The sequence below is a fragment of the Microbacterium sp. AISO3 genome (genome assembly GCF_002204305.1).
Lineage (GTDB): Bacteria > Actinomycetota > Actinomycetes > Actinomycetales > Microbacteriaceae > Microbacterium > Microbacterium arborescens.
This window is the reverse complement of sequence record NZ_NHRF01000005.1, coordinates 31042-57530: the sequence shown is the minus strand read 5'-3', so window position 1 is coordinate 57530 and position 26489 is coordinate 31042. Positions and strand designations below refer to the sequence as shown.

The following is a 26489-nucleotide window of genomic DNA, read 5'->3' as shown; positions in this document are numbered from 1 at the left end:
GCACGAGGGAGGCGAGGGCCGCGATGGGACTGCTGCGATACGGATCGGACCTGATCGCCATCCCCATGCCCGACGACGTGCTCGCGCACCTTCAGCTCGTGATCGCGGCGAAGCTCGGCGCAGGTGAGGGGTTCACGGTGAGCTGGAGGCACGGCGACGGACAGGGGCGGAGCACGCTGTGGCTCGAGCGCTCGATCCCCCTGCGTTTCGACTTCGCGTCGTCGCACCCGGTCAGCACGGATCCGCGGCGCGTGCGGGCCATGCTCACCGAGGCCGCCGCTGTCACCGGCCTCTCGCTCGGCACCCTTCCTGTCGAGGCGTCATGACCAGGGTGCTCACGTCGCAGGCCGAGACCCGCTGGCTCGTCGGGACGTCCGAGTACGCCGGAGTCACCGGGTACACCGGCGGGATCGGCCGCCACTACGCCGCTCTCCTTCCGGCCCTCGCCCGCCAGGGGGTCGCCGTCGACCTCGCGATCGAGACGGGCGCGGAGCTCGTGTCCGACGACCCGGGCCCCGGCGTCCGGCTGGTCGACGGCGGCGTCCGACGCGCATACCGCGCCCACCGTCATGACGTCGTCTTCGCCCCCGAATGGGGCGGGCTGGCCGCGGCGCTTCCCCGTACGGCACCGCTGCTGACGAACCTCGCGACCGGCATCCGGCTCGCCGACCAGGTCTCCGGGTTCGCGGCGGCCGACCTGCCCATCGGGCAGCGGATCGTGCGCGCACGGCAGGCTGCCGCCGAGCGACGTCAGCTGTACCGGTCGACCGGCCTCATCGCCATCTCCCGCGCGATGCTCGACCGCACGAGCGACCTCTACCCCGGGCTGCCCCCGGCCCGCATCGTGCGCAACTGCATCGACGTCGATGCCGTCGCCGCGGCGGCAGCGCGCGCCGAGGTGCCGACGGGCTGGCCCCAGGACGACGCACCGATCGTCCTCTTCCTCGGCCGGTCCGAGCGCCGCAAGGGAGTCGAAGACGCATTCGCGGCCTTCGGACGGGTTCACCAGGATGTCCCGCGTGCGTGGCTCGTGCTCGCCGGCGCCGGCGGCGACGCCCGCTACGAGCCGACGCGTTCCGCGCTCCTCGAGATGCTGCCTCCGTCGGCGCGCGACCGGGTGATCTGGCTCGGGCACGTGCCGGGCGACGAGATCTACGGGGCCATCGCCCGCGCGGACGTCGTCATCTGCCCCTCGCGCTGGGAGGGGTTCGGCAACGTCGCCCTGGAGGTCAAGACGATCGGCACTCCCCTGGTGGTCACCTCCGGGAGCGGATTCGACGAGTTCTGCACCGACGGGCAGGACTGCCAGTCCGTACCGCCCGCCGACCCGGAACGTCTCGCCGCAGCCATCACCGTCGCGGTGCGGCATCCGGCGTGGGCTCGGACGCTCGCCGAGCACGCCCGCGCACAGGTGGCGGACTTCGCCCCCGATCCCGTCGCCCGCGACCTGCTCGCCGCCGCAACCGAGCTCCTCACCGGTGCGGTCAGGCCGAGGCTCGACGCCAGCCGTCGTCCTCTCTGACGACGGCCCCGGCTCGCTCGAAGGCCTCGAGCCACCCCGTCATGGGCCACTCGCCCCACTTCCGCGCGAATCGGCGGCCGTTGCGCAAGATGTCGTCGAGGTGCTGCCAGGGCGGTGACGAGGTCTCGTGATGCTGGTGATAGGCATCGGCGCCGCCCACCCAGATCATCGGGACCGACGCCCGGCGAAGTGAGAACGCGAAGTCGGTGTCTTCGCCCCCGTATCCCTCGTACTGCTCGTCGAAGCCGCCGATGGCCCGCCACACGGCCGGCGTGGTCGCGAACGACAGCGACCAGAACAGCGGATACTCCTCCGCCGCGGCGCGCTGCAGGACACCCGGGGGCGGGGCCGGGCGCGCCGCGTGGGGCGCGGTGGCCGCGCGGAGGGATGCCGCATCGAGCGCGGCCCCCGCGGGGAGGTACGTCACCGGTCCGCACAGGACCGCATCGGGGTGCTGCGCCGCCGCGTCGCGGTACCGTTCGACGAGATCGCGACCCGGGATGCAGTCGGCGTCGAGGAAGACGAGCAAGCGTGCCCCCAGCGCCTCCGCCGCACGCGCGCCCGCGTTTCGGGCCGCTGCGAGCCGCAGACCGGCGGGCCCCGGCGGAACATGCACGACGGACTCGGCGTCGAGCGCGGGAGCGTCGTCGTCGCCGATCCAGACGACCACCCGCGGGGTGCCGGCCGTCGCGCGCAGCTGGTTGCGCAGGTGGGCCAGGCGTGGCGCCGAGCACAGCGTCACGATCGCGATGTCGCTCATGCTCGTCCTCCCGGGACCGCCTCGGCACGGATGACGGCCGCTGCCCGCTGGGCGGCGCCATCGGTGCGCCATGCCTCCCACCCGTCACCGCCGCGCGCCGATGCGCATGCGAGCAGCTCGGGCCAGCGCTCGGGCTCCGGCCAGGCTGTCAGGGCGACGGCGAGCCCGGATCGCCCCAGTGCCGACGCCGTCGCACGCTGCTCGGCGAAGGGACGCTCCTGCGGGATGACGACGGCCGGGGCACCGGCGGCGGCGAGATCGGCGACGGCGTTCTGGCCGCACCACGACACGACGACGGATGCCGTCGTGACCGCGTCCCAGGGATCGGCGGTCCACGCTCCGGAACCGGCGCCGAGCACGCGCCAGGGGCGTCTCGACGCGCGCTCGGCGGCGGCGATGTCGGCGGCGGAGACGTCGGCCCCGCCGCCACCGCCGAGGAGGACGACCTCGTCACCGCGCGGCTGCGCGGGCCGGTCACGGCCAGCGAACCGCGAGATCCCGCCGACGAATGCGACGCGATCGCCGAGGGCGGTCAGGTGCTCCGGCGCGTAGATCTCCTCCGGCCACGGCGCGATGATCCGCCGCGCGGCCAGGAAGGCCAGCCGGTGGGGCTCGTCGACGCGGTCACCGGGCTGCGTGATGATCACCACGGGCACACCGAGGAGCCGGAGGAAGAGCGTGACCTCGGCCGAGACGTCGACGACGAACGCCTCGATGTCGCCGGCCGCGACCGCCGCCGCGATGACCGCGAGCCGGGAGCGGTGGCCGGCGTGGCGCAGCGGGGCCCAGTGCAGCATCCCGCCGGCCGTCGGGTCGTCGGCGGGGATGGCGGGCGCGGGCTGATCGTCGCGCGCGAGCTCGACCCAGGAGACGTTCGCGGGCAGATCGGCGGGAACGGGCAGCGAGCTGAAGCAGACGACGTCGGCATCGAGGTGGGGGGCGATCGCCCGCATCCGGGTCAGGTGCCCCTGGCCGTGGTGATGCACGTACCAGCCGATGCGCCCGGTCATGCCGGCAGCTCGGCGGGGGCGGCCTCCGTGCTCAGCGACGCGAAGATCTCCTCGAGAGCCGTCGTGCGCGCATCGAGCGAGAAGCGTTCGACCGCGCGGGCGCGGACCGCGCGGCGGAAGCGCGGATCGCGAGCCTGCTCCCACATCTCCTCGACCGCATCCGCCATCGCGACGACGTCCCCCGCGGTCACGAGCCGCATGCCGATGCTGGCCGCGGCGATCTCGGGCACCCCGCCCACGGCGAAGCCGACCACGGAGGTCCCGCACATGAGGGCCTCGGGCCCGACGAGTCCGAACGGCTCCGCCCACGCCGGAGTGGCCAGCGCGACCGCCGATCGGCCGACGAGGTCGGCGAGCTCGAGGGGCGTGAGCTCGCCGACGACGGTCACGCCGTCACCGAGCAGCGGGCCGAGCACCTCGTCGGCGTACGCGCGATCGCCGACGCGACCCGCGATCGTGAGGCGTCGCCCCAGCGCCCGCGCGACGGCCACCGCCAGGTGCGGGGCCTTCTCGGGGACGATGCGGCCGAACCAGACGAGGTCGTCGCCGCCCGGGCCGCCGGTCCAGACGCGCGGGTCCACGCCGTTGGCCAGCAGGGTCGAGGCGACCCCCGCGTGCTGCCATTCGCGGCGGGTGTGCTCGCTGACCGAGAGGAACGCGCTGCCGCGGCCCGCGGCGGCGCGGTGCGCGCGCACGAAGTCGTCGTCCACGGGCGTGTGCAGGGTCGTGACCATCGGCACGCCCAGCTGCGGCGCGAGCTGCAGCGGGAGGGCGTGCAGGCAATGGTTCGAGATCACGTCGAAGTCGGCGGCCCGCGCGCCGATGGTCTCGAGCGCGCGCCGGAGCATCGGCACGCTGAGCGTCTCGTACGCGGGCGGGTACGTCTTGTCGGTACGCACCGCGTCGGCATCCCAGCCCAGTTCGGGCATCTCCCAGACGCTGCCGGGCTCGACGTGGTCCGACCCGGTCACCGCGACGACGGTCACCTCGTGGCCTCGCGCGCGCAGAGCCTCGATCTCCGACCAGACGGCGGCTTCGAGTCCGCCGGCGTGAGGCCTGCGGATCGGGAACCGAAGCGGCGCGATCACCGCGATGCGCAGCGAACGCCCCGTCACGAGACACGCTCGCTGCGGAGCCGGCGGTACAGCGCGGCGTGCGCCTCCGCCGTCGCGGCATCCTGCTCCCGGCGACGGGCGCGGCGCCGCTCCGTCAGCTCGGCTCGCGCGATCGACCCGGGCCGTGCCGCGTCATCGCACGACAGCAGTGAGCGCAGTGCCGCTGTGAGCGTCTCGATGTCGCCCGGGCGGAAGCTCGCTGTCGAGGCGTCGTCGTGCTGATCGGCGAAGTGGCCGACGTCGGGGACGGCGACGGGCACCCCCAGGTCCCAGCACAGCTCGAGCCACCCCGAGTGGCTGCCGAACCGGTAGGGCAGCACGCACACGTCGAGCCCGCCGAGCGCGGTGTTCAACGCGGCGTCGGGCAACCGGCCCTGCTCGACGAGGACCGCATACGGGTGTCCGGCCACGGCCGCACGGACCTCGTCGCGGGCGCCCTGATCGCGGACCGACCGGTGCATCCGGATCTCGGCGACGGCGTGATGGCCTTCGTCTCGGAGCCGCTCGACCGCGGCGATGAGCGTCCGCGCGCTCGTGGGCCCGTCGGTGCCGGGGCGCAGGTCCTTCAGGTGCATCCCGATCCGGAGGTCCTCGCTCACCGCCACGATGGACGGGCTCTCGCCCTCGTGCAGGATCGCGGGGTGCGGCAGCACGGCCGCATCCCGCCCCCAGCGCTCGCGTACCTCGGCGGCTGCTCCCGGGGTCAGAGTCACGAGAGCGTCGGCCCGCGGTACGAGCTCGTCGAGCTGCGCGGCATAGGGGCTCTGGTCGGTCAGCTGCGGATGCGTCAGGTCGTGCACGGTGAACACGACGGCCCATCCCGCCGCGTGTGCTGCCTCGACGCACGCCGTCAGGTGACCGGCGGGGAAAGACTCGGTGCCGAAATGGACGTGCAGGATATCGGCGTCGTCGGCGTTGCGGCGGATCCAGTCGGGGTCGAGCGCCACGGGAGGCCACCAGACGCCCTCGGCCGCGCCGGGCACCGGCGGGTCGGGCAGAACCTCGATGCCCGCGGCATCCGTCACACGCCGCACGTACGGATGCCCCGCAGGCACTGCCACGACGCGCACGTCGGGTGCACCGGACATCCCGTCCCGGGGCACGCTCGCGGTCACGATGGTCACGAATCTCCTTGCTGGAGCCGCCGAGAAGGGGCGACCCGAGTCGGACGCTAGCCGAGCGGACACGCCGGCGCCTCGCACTTGCGCGAACCACAGGCGACCGGTAACGATGACCGGATGCCCGCCGACCCCCCTCCCCTGTGCCTGGTCTGGGGCCCCGCCGGACACGGCGTGACCGACTACGGTGCCGACATCGCCCGGGCCGCCCACCGGCTCGACCCGGCCCTCCGCACCGTCGAGGTGACCGACCTCGGTGCCGCGCTGGCGGCGATCGCCCCCGGCGAGCGCGTGCACCTGCACGCGACGGACCGCCTGCTCGGAACGAGCCTCGAAGCCGCCGCAGACGCGGTCGAGACGCTCGCCGGCGCCTGCCGGCTGACGCTCACGCTGCATGACCTGCCGCAGCCCTCCGACGGCACGAAGTACGACCGCCGGGTCGCCGCGTATCGCCGCTTCTTCGCCGCAGCCGACGCCGTGGCCGTCAACAGCGATCACGAACGGCTGCTGGTGTCCGAGCACCTGGGCGACGACCTGCGCCCCCGGGTGATCCCGCTGGGAACCCGCGTCGCCGCCGCCCCCGAGACCGGCGAACCCACCACCTCGGCAGATCTCGTCGTGCTCATCGCCGGCTTCGTCTACCCCGGAAAGGGGCACGAGCCCGCCGTGCGCGCCGCGACCGCCGCCGTGGACGCCCTGCGGGCGTCGGGACGGCCGGTCGGCGAAGCGGTCGTCCGCGCGCTGGGCGCCGCGTCGCCGGGCCATGACGGCGATGTCGCCGCACTCGAACGCCTGGCGGCCGATCTCGGCGGTCGCTTCGAGATCACCGGGTTCCTCGGCGACGAGGAGTTCGCCCGGCGGCTGCGCGAACCCGGCATCCCGGTCGCCGCCCACGAGCACGTGTCGGCGTCGCGGTCGATGCTCGACTGGATCGAGGCGGGCCGCCGCCCGCTGGTCGTCCGCTCGCGCTACAGCGACGAGATGGACCGTCTGCGACCCGGCACCGCGACCCTGTTCGACCCGGCGGAGCTGACCGGCATGCTCGCCGCCGCCTGGGAAGATCCGGCCTCGACGCGCCTCGTGCCGGGGCACCCGCTGCATCCGGATCTCGCCGACGCGGCCGGGTCGTACCTCGCGTGGTGGCGCGGGATGCCGCGATGACGGCAGACAGCCCCGCCGGCATGCCGCTCCCGGCGAACCGGTGGGATCTCCTCGACGGGCGGTGGCCCGAACAACCGCCGCTCGTGTCGGTCATCGTCGCCCACTACCGCCAGCCCGAACAGCTCGCGCGCACGCTCGCCGCGCTGCGGTCGCAGGATCACCCGGCCGAGCTGCTGCAGATCATCGTCGCCGACGACGGCTCGCCCGAGCCGCCCTCCGTTCCGGACGGGGTCGAGCTCGTCCACCACGAGGACCGGGGCTTCCGGCTCGCGGCCGTCCGCAATCTCGGAGCGGCTGCGGCACGCGGCGACGTGCTCGTGTTCCTCGACGCCGATACGGCACCCGAACCCGCCTTCATCCGTGAGCTGACCCGGCTGCCCGCACTCGCGCCGGACTGCCTCACGGTCGGGCGCCGCCGGCACGCCGACCTGCGCGACGTCGACGCCACCCGGCTCGCCGAGGAGGCGGCGCGCAGGGCTCTGCCCGAGCCGGACTGGCTCGCGGCGGAGTATCGCCGGACCGCGAACCTCCTCCACGCCGACGACCGCAGCTACCGGTACGTCATCGGGGCCGTCATCGCGTGCTCGCGGATGCTGTTCGATGCGACGGGCGGATTCGACGAGTCGTTCACGTCGTACGGCGGGGAGGACTGGGAGTGGACCTATCGCGCGTGGCTGCGCGGCGCGCTGCTCGCCCACGTGCCCGCGGCCGTCGCCTGGCACGACGGCCCGGATGCCGCCGGACGCGACGAAGGCGCTGTCGCACGCCGCAATGCCGAGGCCATCCGGCTGAGCGACCTCATCCCCGTCGCCGGATCCGCGGGCCGGGGCCTCCGGCCCACCCACCCCGACATCGCGATCATCGCGCCGCCGCACGCGAGCGCCGGGCAGCGGTTCCTCGCCCTCGACAGCACCCTCGCGGCGCTCGGCCCCGCCTCGAACCGCGCCGCAGTCCTCGCCGAGGACTCCGAGCCGGATGCCGCCTTCGACCGGGTCCGGGTCGTCGTCGAGCTGCTGCGCCCGGTCCGCGTCGACGCCGACGCCGACGTCCTCGCCGCGTCGCTGGCGCGGATGGGCGACGAGGCGCTCGGCGAGGTGACGCTGCGCTCCCCCGACGGCGAGCCACTGGTGCGGATGACGTCGACGCGCGCCCGCACCCGGAGCGAGCGCTGGCACCGCGACGATCTCTTCCCGACGGCGTCGGTGACGACAGCGGCGATCCGCGTCGTCACCGACGAGCCGGACCTCGCCGCCTACCTCGGCGGCTGGGGATGACCGGCGCTCACTCCGCGGGGTAGCGGGCCGCGCGCAGCACGCGGGCGAGGTGCGCCGCGTTGCGGGCGAGTGTCGCCGTCGTCGAGGCGACCGGGTCGGGGGTCTTCTCGAGATCCTTGAAATCGACCGTCTGCATCGCCTCGCCGTTCCAGTACGTACCGCCCTGGGCGGGAATCGTGAACCCGACATCGTTCAACCCCTGGAACAGGTCTGCGGTGGCCTTGTGCGCGCCGTCCTCGTTGCCGACCACGGCCACCACGGCGACGCGGTCGAAGAGGATCGGCCGACCGGCATCGTCCGTCTCGGAGAGTTCGGCGTCCAGGCGCTCGAGGACGCGCTGCGCGAGACTCGAGGCGTGCCCCATCCAGATGGGCGTCCCGACGACCAGGATGTCTGCGGCGAGGATCTGCTCACGAACGGAGGGCCACTCGTCGCCCTCCCCCATGTCGGTCTCGACGCCGGGCGCGATGTTCAGGTCGGCGATACGCACCTGCGTACCCGCGGCACCATGCCCGGCGAGGGCGTCGAGCACCTGCTGCAGCATGAGCTGCGTGCTCGACTCAGCGGGTGCGGGCTTCAGGGTGCAGTTGAGGGCGACGACGCGAAGCGGGGCGTCGGAAGCTGGCGAGTCTGTCGTCATGGCGAGTCCTTTCGTCTGCCGCCATCGTCGGCGACGATCCGTGACGGACGACAGGCCGTTGACAGGACCGCGTCAGGCCGGAACGGCGGCATCCCACCACCGCAGCACGCGCAGGGCGATCATCGTCAGCCAGGGCGACGGCTCACCCCGGGCGACATCGATGTCGAACCAGACGCGTCCCGCCAGCGGCGTCCCCTGATGCCATGTGCCGTCGGCGGAGCGAGCATTCCGAACCATGTCGACGGCCTGCGCCAGCCGCGGGTCGGGCGCGACGCCCTCGAGGAGCGCGGCGGCGCGGAAGTGGTCGAGGGCTGCGAGGACGCTGTAGCGGTGGCGGTTGGGATAGACGAACTCCGTCACGAAGTCACCCACGGGCTCGCCGGTCGAGGCGCGGAAGGCCAGCCGCCGCGACAGCAGGTACTCCTCACCGCGGTGCCGGCTCTCACGGAGGGCCGTGTCGTCGGTGATCTGCTCCCACGCGAGCATGCCGCGCAGGGCGTTGAGCGTCGAGTGGAACGACCCGCGGGTCGACCGGCCCTCCTCCGCCTCGCAGTTCCACCCGCCGTCGGTCAGCTGATGATCGCGGAACCACCGCGCCAGTCCGCTCATGTCGACGCCGAGCCAGGCGCCCGTAGCGAGCGTGAAGGAATTGATGCAGACGTCGATCTCACCGTCCCAGTACGGCAGGTCGTCGTACTCCCACCGGCTGTTGCGCCGGAGCCGTTCCGCGGTGTCGCCGAGGACGGCGGCATCCAGACCCCACTCGCGCAGATCCTTCAGGGTCCAGGTGGTCGCCGTCCAGGGCTGACCCGGCGCGCGGGCCTCCGGGCTGTCGAAGAACCCCGCGGGGAAGTAGGCTCCGCCCTCCCACTGGCCGTCGTCGCCCTGCTCCCGCAGGAGGCGCGCCCCGTTGCCCTCGGTCGCGACGCGGGCGCGCGTGGCCTGCCACACCGACGGCGGAGCGCCGGCGAGGTCGCGCTCCACCTGCCAGCGCAGCGACGGGTCGGTGTCCAGAAGCCACGCCAGCGTGCCGTCCGTGTCGGTCATGCGGTCATTGTCGCGCGGGTCAGCCCTCCTGCGCGAGCACGGCGACCCCGCGGGGAGCGATCGTCACGGCATCCGCGGAACCGCGCTCGGCGGCGCCCGCGAGCAGGTCACCCGCTGCGGCCACGACCACCTCGTCGTCGGTGCGGTTCGCGAGGAACACGTAACGTCCGCCCTCGTGGCGACGGACGATCACGTCGACGTCGCCGTCGGCCGCGAGGGCGTCTGCCGCGAGCGCCGGGATGTCGCCGGCCAGGCGCCGCATGACGTCCGCCGCACCGGGCCGACCGATCGCAGCCGACACGTACGTCGCGCTGCCGCCGCTGTCGTGGGCGCTGCGGCGCCGAGTGATGGCCGGGGCGCCGTCGAGATCGCCGCCCGCGTAAAAGTCGAGCACCTCGACATCCGGTTCGACGCGAGCGATGCGCTCGCTCCAGTCGCGGACGACCGTGCCGGATGCGAGGGATGCCGTCTCCCCCGGCAGCATCGGCACGAACTCCTCGATCGTGATGCCGAGCAGGTCGCGCAGCGCGCCCGGGTAACCGCCGAGCCACACCCGGTCGTTCTCGTCGACCACGCCCGAGAAGTAGGTCGTCACGAGGTGACCACCGCCGCCGACGAAGGCGGTCAGGCGCTCGCGCAGCGCCGCCGGGACGACGTGGAGCATCGGCGCGACGACGACCTCGTAGTCGTCGAGGTCGGCGGCGACGGGCACGACGTCGACGCGGACCCCGAGGTCGAGGAGCGCCCGGTACCACAGCAGTGTCTCGTCGTCATAGGCGGGCGACTCGGCGGGGTGCGAGTCGCGGCCGCTGACCCACCACGACTCGTAGTCGAACACCAGCGCCACACGAGCCCGCTCGCGCCGACTGCCGGTCACGGGTGCGAGGTCGCGCAGCTGCGAACCGAGGTCGACGACATCACGGAACACCCGACTGTCGGCGCCGGCGTGCGGGACCATGCCGGAGTGGTAGCGCTCGCCCCCGGCACGGGACTGCCGCCACTGGAAGTAGCAGACCGCGTCGGCCCCGTGCCCGACATGGGTGAGGGCGTCGCGGACGAGCTCGCCGGGGCGCTTGGGTGGGTTGACCGCACGCCAGTTCACCGCGCTCGGCGCGTGCTCCATGAGGAACCACGGCCGGCCGCCGGCGATGTTGCCGGTGAGGTTCGACCAGAACGACAGGTCGTCGCGCCCGAGCTCGCCCGGGCGCAGGTAGTGGTCGTTCGAGACGAAGTCGACGTCGCCGACCCACGAGGGGTAGTCGATGTCGCGGACGTTCTGGGCGACCATGAAGTTCGTCGTGCGCGGGACGCCGGGAGTCACTTCGGCCAGCACCGCGTTCTCGGCACGGAGGTGGTCGCGAACGGCATCCGACGAGAAGCGCTCGAAGTCGAGCTGCTGTCCGGGGTTGCGCTGCGTCGGCGCGGCGCGCGGCGGCAGGATCTCGTCCCATTCCTCGTAGTGCTGCGACCAGAACGCCGTGCCCCAGGCCTCGTTGAGCGCGTCGAGGGTCGTGTAGCGCTCCTGCAGCCACACCCGGAAGGCCCGGGCGGCGTCATCCGAGAAGTCGTACAGGTTGTGGCAGCCGAGCTCGTTCGAGATGTGCCAGGCGACGAGGGCGGGGTGGTCGGCGTAGCGCTCGGCCAGGGCGCGGGTCAGCCGCAGCGCGTACTCGCGGAAGACCGGCGACGTCGGCCGCCAGTGCTGGCGCGACCCCGGCCAGAGGGTCGTTCCGTCGATCGTCTGCGGCAGGATCTCGGGATGCCGCTTCGCGAGCCACGGCGGCGGCGACGCGGTCGCCGTGGCGAGGTCGACGTCGATGCCGTTGGCGTGGAGCAGATCGATGACCTCGTCGAGCCATCCGAAATCCCATTCGCCGGGACGCGGCTCGAGCAGCGCCCACGAGAAGATCCCGAGCGAGACGATGTTGACCCCGGCCTCGCGCATGAGCCGGACGTCCTCGTCCCACACCTCGCGCGGCCACTGCTCCGGGTTGTAGTCGGCGCCGTAGCGCATCCGTCCCGGGCCGAGCGCCCCGTCCTTCACCCAGCGGTAGGTCGTGTCATCCGTTGCCATGCGATCAGCCTAGACCGAAACACGTGCAGATGCACGGGATTGAGGTGTTCTACGCTCGGGTCATGCCCTCCGATGCCGCTCACCCCCGCGGGCCGTACGCGAAGAGCGCGGCCCGGCGTGCGGAGATCGTGGCGTCGGCGACCGTCGTGTTCGGCACCCACGGCTACCGCGGCGGGTCGCTCCGCCAGATCGCCAAGCAGCTCGATCTGAGTCTCACCACCGTGATGCACCACTTCCCCACGAAGGTCTCGCTGCTGGCGGCCGTCCTCGAGCAGGAGGATGCCGCCGACACCGACTTCCCCGCGCGCGCGGCCCGCGACGGGTTCATCCCGAGCGTGCTCGCCATCGTCGAGCGCAACCTCGCGCGGCGCGAGCTCGTCCGCATGTTCTCGATCGTGTCGGCCGAGGCGACGCACCCCGAGCACGAGGCGCACGCCTGGCTGCTCGAGCGCTACCGAGCGGTCACCGAGACCTATGCCGCGGCGATCGCCGACGACCGCGCCCGCGGCCGACTCGAGGCGGACGACGACCCGCGAGCCCTCGCCGACCTCGTGATCAGCGGCTGGGAGGGCATCCAGATCCGCTGGCTGACCGACGACACCGATCCCGTCGCCGCGATGCGCCTGCTGCTCACCGGCCTGCTGCGCCCTCGCCGCTGAGCACGCCGCGCCTGAGCGCGCCGCGCTCGAGCCGATACATTCGTCGGACTGGCGGGGCTGGCGGGGCTGATGTGGCCTCGGCCCCCGCCGCAGGCGACACCAGCACCACCGGTCCGACGGCTGTATCGGCTCCGACGGCAGAATCGCCGCCGCTGGGCGCGGCGATCAGCCTCGATCGGCGATCATGCGCCCGTAGCCCTCGACGAACGTCGGGAACGTGAAGTCGAGCATCGCCGCGAGGCGCGAGCCGTCGAGCACCTTGCCGCGGTCGGCGTCGGGCATGACCTCCGCGCGCGGCGGTGCGGCGACCCCGAGGCGATCCGCGATGAACTCGACCACCTCGCCGAGGGTCGCGGGTCGCCGGTCGACGCCGTGCAGGAGCGCGGGCGGCGCGTCCGCGTCGAGCAGCTGCGCGATCGCGCGGACGAGGTCGCCCTCGTGGATGCGGTTGGTGCGGCGGTCGTAGTCGACCGGCTCGCCCGCGAGAACCTGCCGGATCAGCCGCTCGCGCCCGGGCCCGTAGATCCCCGCCGGCCGCACGATGATCGCGTCGAACAGTTCGCGCGCCGCACGCTCGCCGTCGACGAGCTGTTCGCCCCGCATACTCGTGGGCCGAGGCTCGTCATCCTCGTCGAGAGCGCGCTCCGGACCCGACCCCTCGAAGACCCGCGTCGACGACACGAAGACGGTGCGCTCGGGCTGCTTCGGGAGGGCCTGCGCGATCCGCTGAAGCGCGGCGCGGTAGAAGCCGGGGTCATCCCCCGGCGGAAGCGTGACGACCATCGCGTCGACCGCGGGCAACGTCGTGTCGAGGGACGCTGCCAGGTCGGCGACGATCGGCGTGAACGCAGGCCGGATGCCGCCGGCGCTCCGCCGGATCGCGACGACCTCCTGCCCCGCATCGACGAGGCTCTCGCCGAGGCGAGTGGCGACCTTGCCGGATCCGACCAGGAGCGTACGTCGAGCAGTCATATCCCCATCCTCCCAGGGCGCGCCCGGGCCGGGGCCGCCGCATCGAGACGCAGCCGGAAACGAAAAAGCCCCGGCGGACCGGGGCTTTTATCGTGGCGGAGACGGAGGGATTTGAACCCTCGGTCCCCTTACGGGGACTCCACCTTAGCAGGGTGGTGCACTAGGCCTGACTATGCGACGTCTCCACGGCATCCGACGCGAGACGGCGCGGATGCACCCGGCAATCATAGCCCGGACTTCCCCAGGCTCCGAATCGAAGGCCGTGAAGGCGCCCCGTCTCAGCGCGCACTGACGGTGCAGGTCACCTGCGCCGCCGTCTGGCCCGTGACCGAATCCGGCAGCACGACCGGCGCGCCCGCTTCGGGCGCCTCCGTCGCGGGCGCATCCGGCGTCGCCGCCGGGTCGGCGGGCGCTGCGGAGTCGGTCGGAGCAGGCGCGGGAGGAGCCGCCTCGCCGACGACCTCGGTGCCGTAGCCGTCGCTCGTCGATCCGCTCAGCTGCACGGGCTGGTTCGCGGCGAGCGCGTCGAACAGCACCTTCGCGGCGCTCTCGACGGGCCGGACGCGCAGCCCGCCGTCGACGTACGCGGTGGGGTACTGCACGAAGACGATGTCCTCGTAGGGCACGCTGCGCATGGCGAGGGCGATCTGCACCATCCGCTGCGGGCTCGACAGCGACGAGCTCAGCTTGATCTGTCCGCTGGCGACCTGGTCGACTGCGGTGGTGGCGAGGTTGAGCAGCGCCGTCGGATTGCCGAGCACGCCGTCGGACTGCAGCTTGCGCACCATCGAGCTCATGAACTGCTGCTGGTTCGAGATCCGCCCGAGGTCGGACCCGTCGCCGATCGCGTACCGCGTGCGCAGGAATTGCAGAGCCTCGGTGCCTTGCAGAGTGTGATTGCCCTTCGCGAGGCTCAGGCCCGTGTGGGAGTCGTTGATGTCATCCGACACGCAGACGTCGACGCCGCCGATCGCGTCGGACATGTTGATGACGCCGGTCCATCGGGTCGCGGCGGCGAACTGGATGTCGATGCCCGTCAGCTCTTCGATCGTGCTGACCGAGCACGCGAGGCCGCCGTACATGTACGAGACGTTGAGCATCTGAGCGCTCATCGCGGAGTACTGGGTGCCGTCCTCGCCGGTGCAGGCGGGGATCGGGACGATCATGTCGCGCGGGAAAGAGATGACGGTCACGCGTCGCGGCTCGTCGCTGATGTGCACGAGCATCGTCACATCGTTGCGCTCACCGTCGGTGTCCTTCGCCTGACAGGCACCCGATAGTTCAGCGTTCGCTCCCTCGCACGAGTCGGTGCCGACCACGAGCATGTTCACGCCGCCCTCGATCTCGCCGATCGTCGGGGGGAGCTGCGAGTCGTCGTCGCCGATCGAGACGCCCGCGTCGGCCACGACCTGGGTGGCGTTCCACACGTAGAAACCGCCGATGGCGACACCGCTCACGACGACGACGGCGACCATGACGCCGAGCACCGCCAGGATCTGGGTCAGCGGGTTCGGCGACCGCAGCTGGCCGTGCCGGGCGACGGGACGACGACGGCGCCGCGACGCCTTCGCATCGGAACGTGCGCTCACGGGTGTCCTCTCGACGAGCCGGCGAGGAGTGCGTTCGGGTGCACGCTCTTCGCGTCGCGCAGGCACTCCCGGGTGACCGACTCATCATAGGGACGGATGTCTGGAAACTCTGTGAGCGCCGCGGACATGCGAGGCGGCGACGCCCCCCATTCAGCCGCCACCGCCCCGACATGCTCGTTTCACTCACCTGCACGCTAACGAGCCGCGAACGGCGAACCGGCCGGAATGGAACGAGACTGGTAAGCACTCCCAGGGGCGAGCAGCGGGCGAAGATCAGGCAGGTTCGAGCAGGCCGCGCTCAGCCACCAGGTCTGTGGCGAGCACCTTGTACCCCTGCGATTCGAAGAACACGGTCACCCGGTCGTCCTCCACCGCCATGACCGTCCCCTCACCCCACTCGTGGTGGCGGACGATGTCGTCGACGTGGAAGGGCCCGTCGGTGTGGTCGCCCTGTCTCCCCGGCCCTTCGTCGCGAGCCGAGCGGTCGTTCGCGGATGCCGCGCACGTGTCGCAGTTCTCGCACGGCTCGACGTAGTCCTGCCCGAAGTACCCGAGCAGCGTCGCCCGCCGGCACCGACGGGTCTCGGCGTAGCTGCGGAGCATCTCGATGCGGGAGGCGTCGATGCGCTCGCGCTCCGCCGACCTCTCCAGCGCAGCGTCGACCGCATGCTCGACGGTCATCCCCCGCCGCAGTGCCACACCGGCGCGACTCGTACGCACGGCACCCGCATCCACGAGCACGGTGAGCAGGGCGGTGACGCGACGGGCCGACAGCCCGCCGGCCGCGGCGATCTCGGCACGCGACCGCGTCGCGCCGGCGATGGCGTCGACGAGTCGCTTGAGCTCGCCGCGCTTCGGGGCCGACGCCGCGAAGAAACGTCGCAGCGACAGATCTTCGGGCCGGTAGTGCAGCGTCGCCGTCGCGGGCTCGCCGTCGCGGCCGGCGCGACCGAGCTCCTGATAGTAGGCGTCGATCGAGTCGGGGATGTCGGCGTGCACGACGAAGCGCACATCGGCCTTGTCGATCCCCATCCCGAAGGCCGAGGTGGCGACCACGACCTCGACCTCGCCGTCGTGGAATGCCTCGTGCACCCCGTTGCGCTCCTTCGCCGACAGACCGGCGTGGTACGCGACGGCGTTGACGCCGCGTTCCTGCAGCGCCTCGGCGTACTCCTCGGCGCCCCGCCGGGTGGCGGTGTACAGCAGCCCGGGCCCCGGCAGCTCCGCCACCTCGTCGATCACGGCCTCGCGCTTGCCCGACTTCTCGGCATGACGGCGGACGTTCAGCTCGATGTTCGGCCGGTCGACATCGCCCACGAGGATCGCCGGGTCGTCCATCCCGAGCCGCTCGATGATCTCGGTGCGGACGGGGCTCGTGGCCGTCGCGGTCATCGCGAGGATCGGCGGACGCCCCAGACGCTCGGAGACCTCGCCCAACATGAGGTAGTCGGGGCGGAAGTCGTGCCCCCAGGCTGCGATGCAGTGCGCCTCGTCCACGACCAGCAGCGACACCCCCGCCTCGGCGAGCTCGGCGACGACGTCGTCCTTCGCGAGCTGTTCGGGCGCGAGCAGGACGTACGAGGCCTCTCCCGAACGGATCGCGTCCCAGGCCTCGCGCTGGGCGCGCACGCCCCGGCTCGAGTTCAGGGCGACGCCGTCGGGCGCATCGGGCGCCTCCTCGATGCGCGCGAGCTGATCCTCCTGCAGCGCGATGAGGGGCGAGACGATCGCGGTCAGTCCGGGCCGGAGGGCCGCGGCGACCTGGTAGACGGCCGACTTCCCGGCCCCCGTCGCCCAGACGACCAGCACGTCTCGCCCGGCGACGGCCGCCTCGATGGCGTCGAGCTGCTGCGGGCGCAGCTCCTCGATGCCGAAGGACTCTCGGGCGACACGGGCGATCTCGTCGGGCTGCACCGGCTCAGTCCATCGCGCCCGCCGCGACCGTGCACGCCGCTTGCGCCGGCGCCCCCGGTGTGGAAGGCGCGTCGTCAGCGGGCTGCAGCCCGCGACGCTGGACGCGGTCGTACGACGGCTGGCGCAACGCACGCACCCAGGGGTAGACGCGCGCGCCGGGCAGCACCCGTCGTCCGGCGTCGAATCGGGGCTGACCATCCGGCCACGCGGCACGGCGCAGCCGCACGAGCGCGAACGGGCGCCAGGGGCCGAACGGCGAGGCGAACGACAGCACGAGACGCCAGTCCGCGGCATCCGGGCCGCCGTCCACGGTCGTCGCCGAGAGCAGCACCGGGCCCCGGCGTCCGCGGTAGGGCAGCAGGATGCCGAAACGCGCGCGGTCGGGCCGGCGCAGGGGCAGCAGCGCGTAGCGCAGCGGCACGCCCCGCCCGGTCGAGGCGAACTCGATGTCGGCCGCGCCGTCCCCCGGAGACTCGGGGTCACCGGGGATGCGGAGCGCGAGCCCGAAGATGTCGGGCAGAGCGTCCGGGAGTCCGAGTGATCGCGACAGGCGAGCGACCACGGGCGTCTCACCGGCGACCGGCGGATCGTCTATCCACGAGACCCCGGACCGACGATCCGGGCCGACCCAGCGGATCGTGCCGCTGAGCATCGTCCCGCGGACGTGGATCGGGCGCGGCCGGCGCAGAACCAGCAGAGCGCCGAAGAATCCGCGGAGCAGCGTCCCGGCCACGCGGGCGAAAGGCGCACGAGGAAGAGCTCTCATCGCGCCAGCGAAGCGGGTTCCCTGCTGCTCGCGCACAGGGGTTGCGCTGAGATCTCGATGCGCTATCGCCGCAGTGAGACCGCTCCCACTACACTCGGTGGCGCCCTCCCGGACGCCATGTGAACAGCCCGATGCTCCCCCACCCGACGCCGCGACGCGACATCCAGGGCCTTCGGGCTCTCGCCGTCCTCGCGGTCATCGGCGCGCACGCCGTCGGCTGGCCACGCGGCGGGTTCGTCGGGGTCGACGTGTTCTTCGTCGTCTCCGGCTTCCTCATCACCGGGGCTCTGCTGCGCGAGGTGCAGCTCACGGGCGGCATCCGCCTCGCCGCCTTCGCCGGTCGGCGCGCCCGCCGCATCCTGCCTCTCGCGGTCGTCGTGCTCCTCGCCACGGCGGCGAGCGCCTTCGTCGTCTTCAATCGTCCCCGCGCCGAGCAGACGCTCGTCGACGCGCTGTGGTCGGCGGGCTTCGCCGCCAACTGGCGATTCACCGCGGTCGGCACCGATTACTTTCACGCCGACGACGCCGTCTCACCGCTCCAGCACTTCTGGTCGCTCGCGGTCGAGGAGCAGTTCTACCTCACGTGGCCGCTGCTGCTCCTGCTGGCGGTCTCGCTTCTGCCCGCCGCCCGGCGACGCGGCGCCGCGGCGGCCGCGGCCGCGGCGACGCTCGCGGCAGCCGTCGTCGCCACCTCGTTCGCGTGGGCGATGCTGCAAAGCGCGGATGCCGCCGTCGCGGCCTACTTCTCCACCTTCACCCGCGCGTGGGAGCTGGCGATCGGGGCGCTCATCGCCGCGATGGTGCCGCTGCTGCGCCGCATCCCGCCCGTCATCGGCGGACTCGCGTCGTGGGTCGGTGTCGGAAGCCTCGTCGTGGCGTTCGCCGTCATCGATCCCGCGGCGGGCGGGTTCCCGGCTCCGTGGGCCGCCCTGCCCGTGGTCGCCACGGCACTCGTGCTCGCGGGCGGCGTGCCCGGCGACCCGCGGCATCGGCACCTCTTCCCGCTGACGAACCCGGTGAGCGTCTTCGCGGGCGACGTGTCGTACTCGCTGTACCTCTGGCACTTCCCGGTCATCGTGTTCGCCGCCGTTCTGCTGCCCGCCCGGGAGGCCACGACGGTGCTCGTGCTCGCGATCACGGCCGTCCTCGCCGTCGCCTCGTACCACCTCGTCGAGCGGCCCTTCCGATTCGCGCCGTACGAGCGGTCGGTCGGCGGCGAAACGACGGAAACGGCGCGCGAGGATGCCGCCGCCGCGCCGGTGCCCGCTGCGGAGCGCCCTGCGACGCCGGTTCGGGATGCCGCGCCGGCCCCGGCGCCGCGCGCGCTCAGCACCCGCCCCGCGGGCTGGACTCCCGGGACGCGCTACTACCCGGGTATGCCCCGTCCTGACTCAGCGGACCTTGCTCCTCACGATGTGCCCGCACCGATAGCCGCACCGGCACTCGCACACGCGACAGGGACAGGGACAGGGACAGGGACAGCGACAGCGACAACGACGACCGCAGAACCGACGTCCGACGCATCTGCGCCCTGGGCCGCGTGGCGCGCCCGCTTCGGGCCGCCGGCGCTGCTTGCGGCATCCGGGCTCGGCATCGCCGCGCTGGCCGTCGTGCTCGTCGTCCAGAACGTGTTCGGCGGCCTCACGGCATCGCTCGTCGCCTTCCCGCCCGCGGGTGCCGCCGACGCCGCGAGCGACGCGGCCGACGCAGACCCCGGCGACCCGATCGCCGCCCTGCAGGCCGAGCTCGCCGCGGCCGCGACCGCGACGGAATGGCCCGAGCTGCATCCCTCGCTCGACGAGGTCATGACCCGGTCGTCGGCGAGCAACCCGGCGCGCGACTGCTTCTCACCCGATGTCTCGCCGACCGCCACGGGCTGCTCCACGGGCAGCTCCGACGCCCCCGTCCACATCTATCTCGTCGGCGATTCGACCGCGATGGCCTACGCTCCGGCGTTCCGCAAGCTCGCCGACGACAGTGACGGCGGCATCCGCGTGACGACGGTCGGCCTCTACGGATGCCGTTTCACCGACGTCGCCGTGCAGAACGACGGCGCCGGCGTGATGGCGGCATGCCCGCAGCGGAAGGCCGATGTCCGCGCCATGATCCTCGCCGACGCGCCGACCCTCGTCGTGATGTCGAACGCCTACACGCTCGGGCACACCCCCGACGGGGCCGACCTGTCGGCCGATGCGCTGCTCGCCGCTCAGGAGGCCGAAGCCGACAGCTATGGGATGCCGGGTCGCATCGTCCACCTGGCGCCGCCGCCGGAGGGCGCCGATCTCGGACGCTGCTACTCTCCCGCCGCCTCGCCGTACGGCTGCGCCGCGGGCGTCTCGAGCACGTGGGGTCAGATGGAGTCGGCAGCCGAGCAGGTGGCGGCAGCGTCCGGAAATCACGCGGTGAGCTCGCTGCCGTTCGCCTGCTGGGAGCTCGTGTGCCCCGCCTTCGCGGGCGACATCCCCACGCGCTACGACCGCACGCACCTGACCGTCGCCTACGCCGAGCACATCGTGCCCGCGCTGCGCGCCGAACTCGCCGCCCGCGGGCTGCTGTAGACCGCGGAGCCGGAAACCGGGCAGGCGAAAGCGGTTATGGCGGAGGGTGTGGGATTCGAACCCACGGGACATTGCTGCCCACCAGTTTTCAAGACTGGATCCTTCGGCCGCTCGGACAACCCTCCCAGCGGCGCGAACCGCTGAGCTTCGATCCTAGCCGCCCGCGACGCCGGTCAGAGCGAGCGGAGGATGGCCGCGACGCCGCCCTCCTGAACCGACACGGTCGTCTCGGATGCCTCGGCCAGCAGCTCGGTCGCGCCCTGCGCCATCGCGATCGCGCGCCCGCCGCGCTCGCGCGCCCAGCGGAACATCCCGATGTCGTTACGGCCGTCCCCCATGACGAGGACGTCGGCCGGCTCGATGTCGAGCCAGGTGCGGACCCGCTCCAGCGCCGTGGACTTGTCGACGCCCTGCGGCGCGATGTCGAGCCACGCCGACCATCCCACCGCGTACGACACCTTGTTCAGGCCGATGCGGTCGACGAGCTCGACGAAGTCGGAGTCGGTCTCGTCGGGAGAGACCACGACGACGCGGCAGACCTCCTGCTGCGACAGCTCCGCGAAGGCGACCTTGTCGGCGTCGTGGAGGTTCCAGTCGTGGAGTTCCTCGGTGTAGAGGCGGCGCCCGTCGGGCAGCTCGACCATGTAGCGGGCGTGCGGCAGGTGCTGACGCAGCAGGCCGAGCACCTCGCTCGGGTCGAACGTCTCGATGAAGAAGCGCTCGTACGCGAGCACGTCGGCGAAGTCGTCGTCGATCCGCTTGAGGATGACGGCGCCGTTCGAACACACGACGTAGTCGGGGTTCAGCGCGAGCGAGCCGAGGATGCCGTGCGTCCCCTCCCACGAGCGCCCCGTCGCGAGCATCACCTCGTGACCGGCCGCGTGCGCGTCGGCCACCGCCTCCACCACGCCGGGACTGAGCGTCTCGTCCTCGAGCAGCACGGTGCCGTCGATGTCGAGCACGATCATCAGACGCGAGGCGCCGGCGACCGCCGGCATGACCTCGGCGACGTCCTCGACGATCTCGGCCGCATCGCGCGGCGCGACGACCTCGATGCCGCCCTCGTCGGGAAGCGCGTCGGGGGCCTGCGTCATCCCGCCGTCGGCGCCGGTCATGCGATCGGCTCCGCGACCTCGAGGCCGCCGAGGTAGGGCCGCAGCACCTCGGGGATCACGACCGAGCCGTCCTCTCGCTGGTGGGTCTCAAGGAGCGCGACGATCCACCGGGTCGTCGCGAGCGTGCCGTTGAGGGTCGCCACCGGCTCGGTCTTGCCGCCGTCGGGACGGTGACGGATGTCGAGGCGACGCGCCTGATACGTCGTGCAGTTCGAGGTCGAGGTGAGCTCGCGGTACGCCCCCTGCGTGGGCACCCACGCCTCGATGTCGTACTTGCGCGCGGCGCTCGAGCCGAGGTCGCCGGCCGCGACGTCGATGACGCGGTACGCCAGGCCGAGGTCCTGCAGCATCCGCTCCTGCATCTCGACGAGCCGCAGGTGCTCGGCCGCCGCGTCGGCCGGCGTCGTGTAGACGAACATCTCCAGCTTGTTGAACTGGTGCACCCGGATGATGCCGCGCGTGTCCTTGCCGTACGAGCCGGCCTCGCGCCGGTAACAGGTCGACCATCCGGCGTAGCGCTTGGCGCCGCGCTCGAGGTCGAGGATCTCGTCCATGTGGTACCCGGCGAGCGGGACCTCGCTCGTGCCGACGAGGTAGGCGTCGTCCTCCTCGAGGTGGTACACCTCGGCGGCGTGCTCACCGAGGAACCCGGTGCCCCGCATGACCTCGGGGCGCACGAGCGTCGGCGGGATCAGCGGCGTGAACCCGGCGGCGAGCGCACGGTCGAGACCCAGCATCATGAGGGCGATCTCGAGACGCGCGCCGATACCGCTGAGGAAGTAGAACCGGCTGCCGGCGACCTTCGTGCCGCGTTCCATATCGATCGCACCGAGCTTCTCGCCGAGGGCGAGGTGGTCGAGCGGCTCGAAGTCGAACGACGGCGGCTCGCCGTGCGTGCGGAGCGTGACGAAGTCGGCCTCGCCGCCCGCGGGCACGTCGTCGATGACGATGTTCTCGATGCGGGCGAGCGCGGCGTCGGCGGCCTCCTCGGCGGCGGTGACGGCCTGCTGGGCCTGCTTGACCCGTTCGCTGAGCTGCTTGGCCTCGGCGACGAGCGCGGCCTTCTCGTCCTTCGGCGCCTGCGCGACCTTCTTGCCGTGGGCGTTCTGCTCGGCGCGGAGCCGCTCGAACGTCGTGATGGCCTCGCGGCGCTCGCGATCGGCGGCGATGGCGTCATCCACGCTCTCCGACGAGTTCCCGCGCTTCACCTGCGAGAGTTTCACCAGGTCGGGCTGTTCACGGAGCAATGCGAGGTCGATCACGCGTCAAGTCTAGGGTCGCCCGCATCCGCGCAGCCGGATCAGCGCACCCCGTACCGCCGCGGCCGTCCGGCGCAAGGGGCAATCCGCCACGGGCGGCCACCCCTAGGGTGTAGCCATGGCGACCGACTCCGACGACACCTCCCCGCGGGAGCGCTCCGACGATCCCACCTCACAGACCCCCGACCCCGAACAGGCGGCGGCTCCCGACGACGTCATCCGCGAGCCCGAGGACGTCGCGCCCGACACGACCGACGGAGAGACCGGCGAGGCACGCCGCGTGGGCCCCGAGGGCGAGACGGAGCCGATGTCGGGCGGCTCGGAGAAGCCCAATCCCAAGGCGGCCCTCGTCTACAACCCCATCAAGGTCGACGGCGACGCCCTGCGCGAGCAGGTGCTCCGCGCCGCCGAGGCCGCCGGGTGGGAGGAGCCGCTCTTCTACGAGACGACGGTCGACGACCTCGGCGACGACGTCACGCGTCAGGCGCTCGAGTCCGGCGTCAACGTCGTGCTCGTGGCGGGCGGCGACGGTACGGTCCGTGCCGTGTCGGGAGAGATGAGCGGCAGCGGCATCCCGCTCGCGATCGTCCCGAGCGGCACGGGCAACCTGCTCGCGCGCAACCTCGGTCTGCCCCTCACCGAGCCCGAGACCATGATCGAGGCGGCCTTCAGCGGCGACCGGACCGCGATCGACGTCGGCTGGGCGCGGATCACCCGCGAGAGCGGCGAGGTCGAGAAGCACGCGTTCGTCGTCATGGGCGGCATGGGGCTCGACGCGGCCATGATCGCCAACACCAACCCGCAGCTGAAGAAATCGGTCGGCTGGGTCGCATACGTCGACGGCGCGACGCGGTCGCTCGTCAACGCCAAGCCGTTCCGCGTCGTCTATCAGCTCGACGGACACCGCATGCACGCCGCTCGTGTGCAGAGCGTGCTCTTCGCGAACTGCGGGTCGCTGCAGGCCGGCATCGCCCTCATCCCCGAGGCCTCGATCACCGACGGCCAGCTCGATGTCGTGATCATGCAGCCGAAGGGCTTCTGGGGCTGGCTGCTCGTGTGGCGCCGCGTCGCGTGGGACAACAGCTTCCTGCGGAAGTTCCGCGCCGGTCGTCGCGTGCTCGCGCTGCGGACGAAGGACAACGCGGTCGTCTACTCGCGCGGCCGCGGCGTCGCGCTCGCTCCGCAGGAGCCGCACCCGGTGCAGCTCGACGGCGACGAGTTCGGCGAGGCGAAGCACGTGCAGACCCGCATCGACCCGCAGGGCCTCATCGTCGCCGTGCCCGCCGGTCACACGCTGCCCGGCGACTGAGCCCCCGTCCGCCCCTGTCAACCGCTCGCCGTCGCCCGGGTCGCCCGACAGGATGACGGGATGAGCTCGCCTTCGATCGTCTGGTTCCGCGACGACCTGCGCCTGGCCGACCACCCCGCGCTCCGCGCTGCGATCGACCGCGGCGAGCCCGTCGTCGGGCTGTACGTGCTCGACGAGGAGTCCGACGGCATCCGACCGCTCGGCGGCGCAGCACGGTGGTGGCTGCACCACTCGCTCGCATCGCTCGCCGATGATCTGCGCGCTCGCGGGTCGCATCTCGTGCTGCGCCGCGGGGCCGCGGCATCCGTCGTCCGGTCACTCGTCGACGACACCGGAGCAGGCGCCGTCTACTGGAACCGCCGCTACGGCGGACCCGAGCGCGCGATCGACACCGAGCTGAAGGACGGCCTCCGCTCGGACGGCGTCGAGGTCGAGTCGTTCGCCGCCAACGTGCTGTTCGAGCCCTGGACGGTCAAGACCGGCAGCGGCACCCCGTTCTCGGTCTTCACCCCGTTCTGGAACGCGGCACGCAACCTGCCCGCCCCGCGCGAGCCGCTCCCCCGGCCCCGCGAGATCCCCGGCCTGCGGTCGGCGCCCGCGGGCGACGACCTCGACGATTGGGAGCTGCTGCCCACCCGGCCCGACTGGGCGGGCGGTCTGCGCGAGCGCTGGCAGCCCGGCGAGGTCGCGGCGCGCGCACGCCTCCGTGAGTTCCTCGACCACGACCTCGGCTCATACGACGCCGCCCGCGACGAGCCGAGCGCGGGCGCGACCTCGCTGCTCTCGCCACGCCTGCGCTGGGGCGAGCTGAGCCCGCACACCGTCTGGCACGCCGGGGTGGAGACCGGGGGCGGGACAGGCGCCCATGCGACCTCCGCCTCGCGTTTCCTCTCCGAGCTCGGCTGGCGCGAGTTCGCCTGGCACACGCTGTACCACTTCCCCGACCTGGCGACGAAGAACTGGCGGAAGGGCTTCGACGCCTTCCCCTGGCCGGCCCTCGACCCGGCGCACCTGACGGCGTGGGAGAAGGGCGAGACCGGCGTGCCGATGGTGGATGCCGGGATGCGCGAGCTCTGGCACACCGGCTACATGCACAACCGGGTGCGGATGGTCACGGCATCCTTCCTCACGAAGAACCTGCTCATCGACTGGCGACTCGGCGAGCAGTGGTTCTGGGACACCCTCGTCGACGCCGACGGCGCCAGCAACGCCTTCAACTGGCAGTGGGTCGCGGGGTCAGGGGCCGACGCGTCGCCCTATTTCCGTATCTTCAACCCCGAGCGGCAGGCCGAGAAGTTCGACCCGAAAGGGCTGTACATCGGGCAATGGGCGCCCGACAGCGCAGGCCGCGAGCCGATCGTCGACCTCGCCGCGACCCGCAAGGCGGCGCTGCAGGCGTACGAGGCGGTGAAGCGGGCGCGGTGACGCGGGCTCGGGAATGCCGGCGGAGGCCGCACGGTTGACAGAGGGGATATGACTGATGCATCCCGCCCCGCCCTGTCCGTGCTCGACCTCGTGCCCGTGCGCACGGGACAGACCAGCGCGCAGGCGATCGCGGCGTCGCTGACCGTCGCGCAGCGGGCGGACGAGCTCGGCTACCGCCGCTACTGGTTCGCCGAGCACCACAACATGCCGGCCGTCGCCTCGACGACCCCGCCGGTGCTCATCGCCGCCGCGGCAGCACGCACCTCCCGCATCCGGGTGGGCTCCGGCGGCGTCATGCTCCCCAACCACTCGCCCCTCGTCGTCGCCGAGCAGTTCGCGGCGCTCGAGGCGATCGCTCCCGGACGCGTCGACCTCGGGATCGGCCGCGCGCCGGGCAGCGATCCTGTCATCACCCAGCTGCTGCGTCAGTCGGGCACGACGAGCGACGTCGACCGGTTCCCTGACAACGTCCGCGACATCCTGGCCCTCGTGACCGGCGACGGCGCGACGGTGCGGTTCACGTCGGGCGGGACGTACGACGTCCACGCGACGCCCGCCGCCACGACGCCCCCCGACGTCTGGCTGCTCGGATCAAGCGACTACTCCGCGCAGCTCGCCGCCGCCCTCGGCCTGCCGTACGTGTTCGCGAACCACTTCTCGGGCGAGGGCCTCGACCGTGCCCTCGGGCTCTACCGCGACCAGTTCCGGCCGTCCGAGACTCTCGACGCACCGCGGACGTTCCTCACGGCGAATGCCGTCGTCGCCGACAGCGAGGCCGAGGCCGAAGCCCTCATGCTCCCGCAGGCCCGCATGATGGCACGCCTGCGTGGGAACCGACCGCTCATCGCGCTCGAGACCGTCGAGGAGGCCGCGGCCGCCGAGGCCTCGGACCACCTCGCCGCGCCCCTGCTCGACGCGCTCCGCTCGCGCTGGTTCGTCGGCACCGGCCCCGAGGCCCAGGCCGCCCTCGCCGCGTTCGCCGCGCAGCACGGCGTCGACGAGGTCATGGTCTCGCCGGTGTCGGCCGCGCACGACGGCGAGCAGCCGGATGCCGCTCCCGCCCGCATCCGCACCCTGGAGCTCCTGGCCGCCTGACCCCGCCCGGTCCCGGCGCCGCCCGGGCCGCCCCCGGCCGGTCGACGCGCCACGAACTGCGGGTCCGGCCTCCTCGGCATCCTCACACCGTCGACTCGCCGCAAACG

22 protein-coding genes and 2 tRNA genes are annotated in these 26489 nt (G+C 72.6%); 9 read left to right on the top strand and 15 right to left on the bottom strand.

What is annotated here, in order from left to right:
* Window positions 1-23 precede the first annotated feature (23 nt).
* Together CBF90_RS08995 and CBF90_RS08990 are read left to right on the top strand one after the other, a co-directional pair.
* Window positions 24-326 (top strand): hypothetical protein, encoded by a 303-nt coding sequence (locus CBF90_RS08995; protein ID WP_088380422.1) that lies wholly within the window; start codon window positions 24-26, stop codon window positions 324-326.
* Window positions 323-1522, top strand: coding sequence for a glycosyltransferase family 4 protein (locus CBF90_RS08990; protein ID WP_088380421.1), 1200 nt, complete (start codon window positions 323-325; stop codon window positions 1520-1522). The genes CBF90_RS08995 and CBF90_RS08990 overlap by 4 nt, the downstream gene beginning before the upstream one ends.
* On the opposite strand, the gene CBF90_RS08985 is transcribed toward CBF90_RS08990, so the two are convergent.
* Genes CBF90_RS08985 through CBF90_RS08970 form a run of 4 tightly spaced genes read right to left on the bottom strand, consistent with a single transcriptional unit; the run spans window position 1485 to window position 5531 of the window.
* Window positions 1485-2282 carry a galactosyltransferase-related protein gene (locus CBF90_RS08985; protein ID WP_088380420.1) on the bottom strand — a complete coding sequence of 266 codons (798 nt, stop codon included), beginning with the start codon at window positions 2280-2282 and terminating at the stop codon, window positions 1485-1487. The two genes, CBF90_RS08990 and CBF90_RS08985, sit on opposite strands and share 38 nt — an antisense overlap.
* Window positions 2279-3292, bottom strand: a complete 1014-nt coding sequence (locus tag CBF90_RS08980; RefSeq protein WP_088380419.1) for a glycosyltransferase — start codon at window positions 3290-3292, stop codon at window positions 2279-2281. The genes CBF90_RS08985 and CBF90_RS08980 overlap by 4 nt, the downstream gene beginning before the upstream one ends.
* Window positions 3289-4407: a glycosyltransferase gene (locus CBF90_RS08975; protein ID WP_064956167.1), complete on the bottom strand. Its 1119-nt coding sequence runs from the start codon at window positions 4405-4407 to the stop codon at window positions 3289-3291. Before CBF90_RS08975 ends, CBF90_RS08980 begins: the two co-directional genes overlap by 4 nt.
* The gene (locus CBF90_RS08970) at window positions 4404-5531 is read right to left on the bottom strand and encodes a glycosyltransferase (RefSeq protein ID WP_242435640.1); all 1128 of its coding nucleotides are present in this window, start codon (window positions 5529-5531) and stop codon (window positions 4404-4406) included. The genes CBF90_RS08975 and CBF90_RS08970 overlap by 4 nt, the downstream gene beginning before the upstream one ends.
* A gap of 114 nt (window positions 5532-5645) precedes the next feature.
* On the opposite strand from CBF90_RS08970, the gene CBF90_RS08965 reads away from it, so the two are divergent.
* Together CBF90_RS08965 and CBF90_RS08960 are read left to right on the top strand one after the other, a co-directional pair.
* Window positions 5646-6686 carry a hypothetical protein gene (locus CBF90_RS08965; RefSeq protein WP_064956168.1) on the top strand — a complete coding sequence of 347 codons (1041 nt, stop codon included), beginning with the start codon at window positions 5646-5648 and terminating at the stop codon, window positions 6684-6686.
* Complete coding sequence (locus CBF90_RS08960; RefSeq protein ID WP_088380502.1) at window positions 6683-7960, top strand: glycosyltransferase; 1278 nt, start codon at window positions 6683-6685, stop codon at window positions 7958-7960. Before CBF90_RS08965 ends, CBF90_RS08960 begins: the two co-directional genes overlap by 4 nt.
* A gap of 7 nt (window positions 7961-7967) precedes the next feature.
* On the opposite strand, the gene CBF90_RS08955 is transcribed toward CBF90_RS08960, so the two are convergent.
* From CBF90_RS08955 to CBF90_RS08945, 3 genes are all read right to left on the bottom strand, one after another.
* Window positions 7968-8600 (bottom strand): flavodoxin family protein, encoded by a 633-nt coding sequence (locus CBF90_RS08955; RefSeq protein WP_088380418.1) that lies wholly within the window; start codon window positions 8598-8600, stop codon window positions 7968-7970.
* Window positions 8601-8672: 72 nt separating this feature from the next.
* Window positions 8673-9647 carry a squalene cyclase gene (locus tag CBF90_RS08950; protein ID WP_088380417.1) on the bottom strand — a complete coding sequence of 325 codons (975 nt, stop codon included), beginning with the start codon at window positions 9645-9647 and terminating at the stop codon, window positions 8673-8675.
* A 19-nt stretch (window positions 9648-9666) separates the two neighbouring features.
* Window positions 9667-11721: a beta-galactosidase gene (locus CBF90_RS08945; RefSeq protein WP_088380416.1), complete on the bottom strand. Its 2055-nt coding sequence runs from the start codon at window positions 11719-11721 to the stop codon at window positions 9667-9669.
* A 62-nt stretch (window positions 11722-11783) separates the two neighbouring features.
* Here CBF90_RS08945 and CBF90_RS08940 point away from each other — a divergent pair, with 62 nt between their 5' ends.
* Complete coding sequence (locus tag CBF90_RS08940) at window positions 11784-12380, top strand: TetR/AcrR family transcriptional regulator (RefSeq protein WP_064956233.1); 597 nt, start codon at window positions 11784-11786, stop codon at window positions 12378-12380.
* Window positions 12381-12545: 165 nt separating this feature from the next.
* Here CBF90_RS08940 and CBF90_RS08935 read toward each other — a convergent pair whose 3' ends face one another.
* From CBF90_RS08935 to CBF90_RS18785, 5 genes are all read right to left on the bottom strand, one after another.
* Window positions 12546-13352: a sugar nucleotide-binding protein gene (locus CBF90_RS08935; protein WP_088380415.1), complete on the bottom strand. Its 807-nt coding sequence runs from the start codon at window positions 13350-13352 to the stop codon at window positions 12546-12548.
* A 93-nt stretch (window positions 13353-13445) separates the two neighbouring features.
* Window positions 13446-13537: transfer RNA gene (locus tag CBF90_RS08930), tRNA-Ser, on the bottom strand.
* Window positions 13538-13630: 93 nt separating this feature from the next.
* The gene (locus CBF90_RS08925; RefSeq protein ID WP_023952429.1) at window positions 13631-14941 is read right to left on the bottom strand and encodes an LCP family protein; all 1311 of its coding nucleotides are present in this window, start codon (window positions 14939-14941) and stop codon (window positions 13631-13633) included.
* A 273-nt stretch (window positions 14942-15214) separates the two neighbouring features.
* Complete coding sequence (locus CBF90_RS08920; protein WP_242435638.1) at window positions 15215-16855, bottom strand: RecQ family ATP-dependent DNA helicase; 1641 nt, start codon at window positions 16853-16855, stop codon at window positions 15215-15217.
* 4 nt (window positions 16856-16859) lie between these two features.
* Window positions 16860-17621, bottom strand: a complete 762-nt coding sequence (locus tag CBF90_RS18785; RefSeq protein WP_242435637.1) for a hypothetical protein — start codon at window positions 17619-17621, stop codon at window positions 16860-16862.
* A 131-nt stretch (window positions 17622-17752) separates the two neighbouring features.
* Between CBF90_RS18785 and CBF90_RS08915 the strand changes: the two genes are divergently transcribed.
* Window positions 17753-20179 carry an acyltransferase family protein gene (locus tag CBF90_RS08915; protein WP_088380414.1) on the top strand — a complete coding sequence of 809 codons (2427 nt, stop codon included), beginning with the start codon at window positions 17753-17755 and terminating at the stop codon, window positions 20177-20179.
* A gap of 37 nt (window positions 20180-20216) precedes the next feature.
* Here the strand turns inward: CBF90_RS08915 and CBF90_RS08910 are convergent.
* From CBF90_RS08910 to serS, 3 genes are all read right to left on the bottom strand, one after another.
* Window positions 20217-20304, bottom strand: a tRNA-Ser gene (locus CBF90_RS08910).
* Window positions 20305-20352: 48 nt separating this feature from the next.
* Entirely contained in the window at window positions 20353-21294 is a 942-nt protein-coding gene (locus tag CBF90_RS08905; protein ID WP_023952434.1) for an HAD family hydrolase, read from the bottom strand.
* Window positions 21291-22556, bottom strand: a complete 1266-nt coding sequence (serS, locus tag CBF90_RS08900) for a serine--tRNA ligase (protein ID WP_088380413.1) — start codon at window positions 22554-22556, stop codon at window positions 21291-21293. Before serS ends, CBF90_RS08905 begins: the two co-directional genes overlap by 4 nt.
* 115 nt (window positions 22557-22671) lie before the next feature.
* Here serS and CBF90_RS08895 point away from each other — a divergent pair, with 115 nt between their 5' ends.
* From CBF90_RS08895 to CBF90_RS08885, 3 genes are read left to right on the top strand one after another with little or no spacing between them, the layout of a single operon-like run.
* Window positions 22672-23862 carry a diacylglycerol kinase family protein gene (locus CBF90_RS08895; RefSeq protein ID WP_088380412.1) on the top strand — a complete coding sequence of 397 codons (1191 nt, stop codon included), beginning with the start codon at window positions 22672-22674 and terminating at the stop codon, window positions 23860-23862.
* Window positions 23863-23922: 60 nt separating this feature from the next.
* A complete protein-coding gene (locus tag CBF90_RS08890) occupies window positions 23923-25287 on the top strand; it encodes a deoxyribodipyrimidine photo-lyase (RefSeq protein ID WP_088380411.1) in 1365 nt (454 codons plus the stop codon).
* Window positions 25288-25335: 48 nt separating this feature from the next.
* The gene (locus CBF90_RS08885) at window positions 25336-26382 is read left to right on the top strand and encodes an LLM class flavin-dependent oxidoreductase (RefSeq protein WP_088380410.1); all 1047 of its coding nucleotides are present in this window, start codon (window positions 25336-25338) and stop codon (window positions 26380-26382) included.
* Window positions 26383-26489: the final 107 nt, after the last annotated feature.

Coding starts and splice junctions, on each gene's coding strand:
- CBF90_RS08995 (WP_088380422.1), top strand. CDS start 24: ATGGGACTGCTGCGATACGGATCGGACCTGATCGCCATCCCCATGCCC.
- CBF90_RS08990 (WP_088380421.1), top strand. CDS start 323: ATGACCAGGGTGCTCACGTCGCAGGCCGAGACCCGCTGGCTCGTCGGG.
- CBF90_RS08985 (WP_088380420.1), bottom strand. CDS start 2,282: ATGAGCGACATCGCGATCGTGACGCTGTGCTCGGCGCCACGCCTGGCC.
- CBF90_RS08980 (WP_088380419.1), bottom strand. CDS start 3,292: ATGACCGGGCGCATCGGCTGGTACGTGCATCACCACGGCCAGGGGCAC.
- CBF90_RS08965 (WP_064956168.1), top strand. CDS start 5,646: ATGCCCGCCGACCCCCCTCCCCTGTGCCTGGTCTGGGGCCCCGCCGGA.
- CBF90_RS08960 (WP_088380502.1), top strand. CDS start 6,683: ATGACGGCAGACAGCCCCGCCGGCATGCCGCTCCCGGCGAACCGGTGG.
- CBF90_RS08955 (WP_088380418.1), bottom strand. CDS start 8,600: ATGACGACAGACTCGCCAGCTTCCGACGCCCCGCTTCGCGTCGTCGCC.
- CBF90_RS08950 (WP_088380417.1), bottom strand. CDS start 9,647: ATGACCGACACGGACGGCACGCTGGCGTGGCTTCTGGACACCGACCCG.
- CBF90_RS08945 (WP_088380416.1), bottom strand. CDS start 11,721: ATGGCAACGGATGACACGACCTACCGCTGGGTGAAGGACGGGGCGCTC.
- CBF90_RS08940 (WP_064956233.1), top strand. CDS start 11,784: ATGCCCTCCGATGCCGCTCACCCCCGCGGGCCGTACGCGAAGAGCGCG.
- CBF90_RS08935 (WP_088380415.1), bottom strand. CDS start 13,352: ATGACTGCTCGACGTACGCTCCTGGTCGGATCCGGCAAGGTCGCCACT.
- CBF90_RS18785 (WP_242435637.1), bottom strand. CDS start 17,621: ATGAGAGCTCTTCCTCGTGCGCCTTTCGCCCGCGTGGCCGGGACGCTG.
- CBF90_RS08915 (WP_088380414.1), top strand. CDS start 17,753: ATGCTCCCCCACCCGACGCCGCGACGCGACATCCAGGGCCTTCGGGCT.
- CBF90_RS08905 (WP_023952434.1), bottom strand. CDS start 21,294: ATGACCGGCGCCGACGGCGGGATGACGCAGGCCCCCGACGCGCTTCCC.
- CBF90_RS08895 (WP_088380412.1), top strand. CDS start 22,672: ATGGCGACCGACTCCGACGACACCTCCCCGCGGGAGCGCTCCGACGAT.
- CBF90_RS08890 (WP_088380411.1), top strand. CDS start 23,923: ATGAGCTCGCCTTCGATCGTCTGGTTCCGCGACGACCTGCGCCTGGCC.
- CBF90_RS08885 (WP_088380410.1), top strand. CDS start 25,336: ATGACTGATGCATCCCGCCCCGCCCTGTCCGTGCTCGACCTCGTGCCC.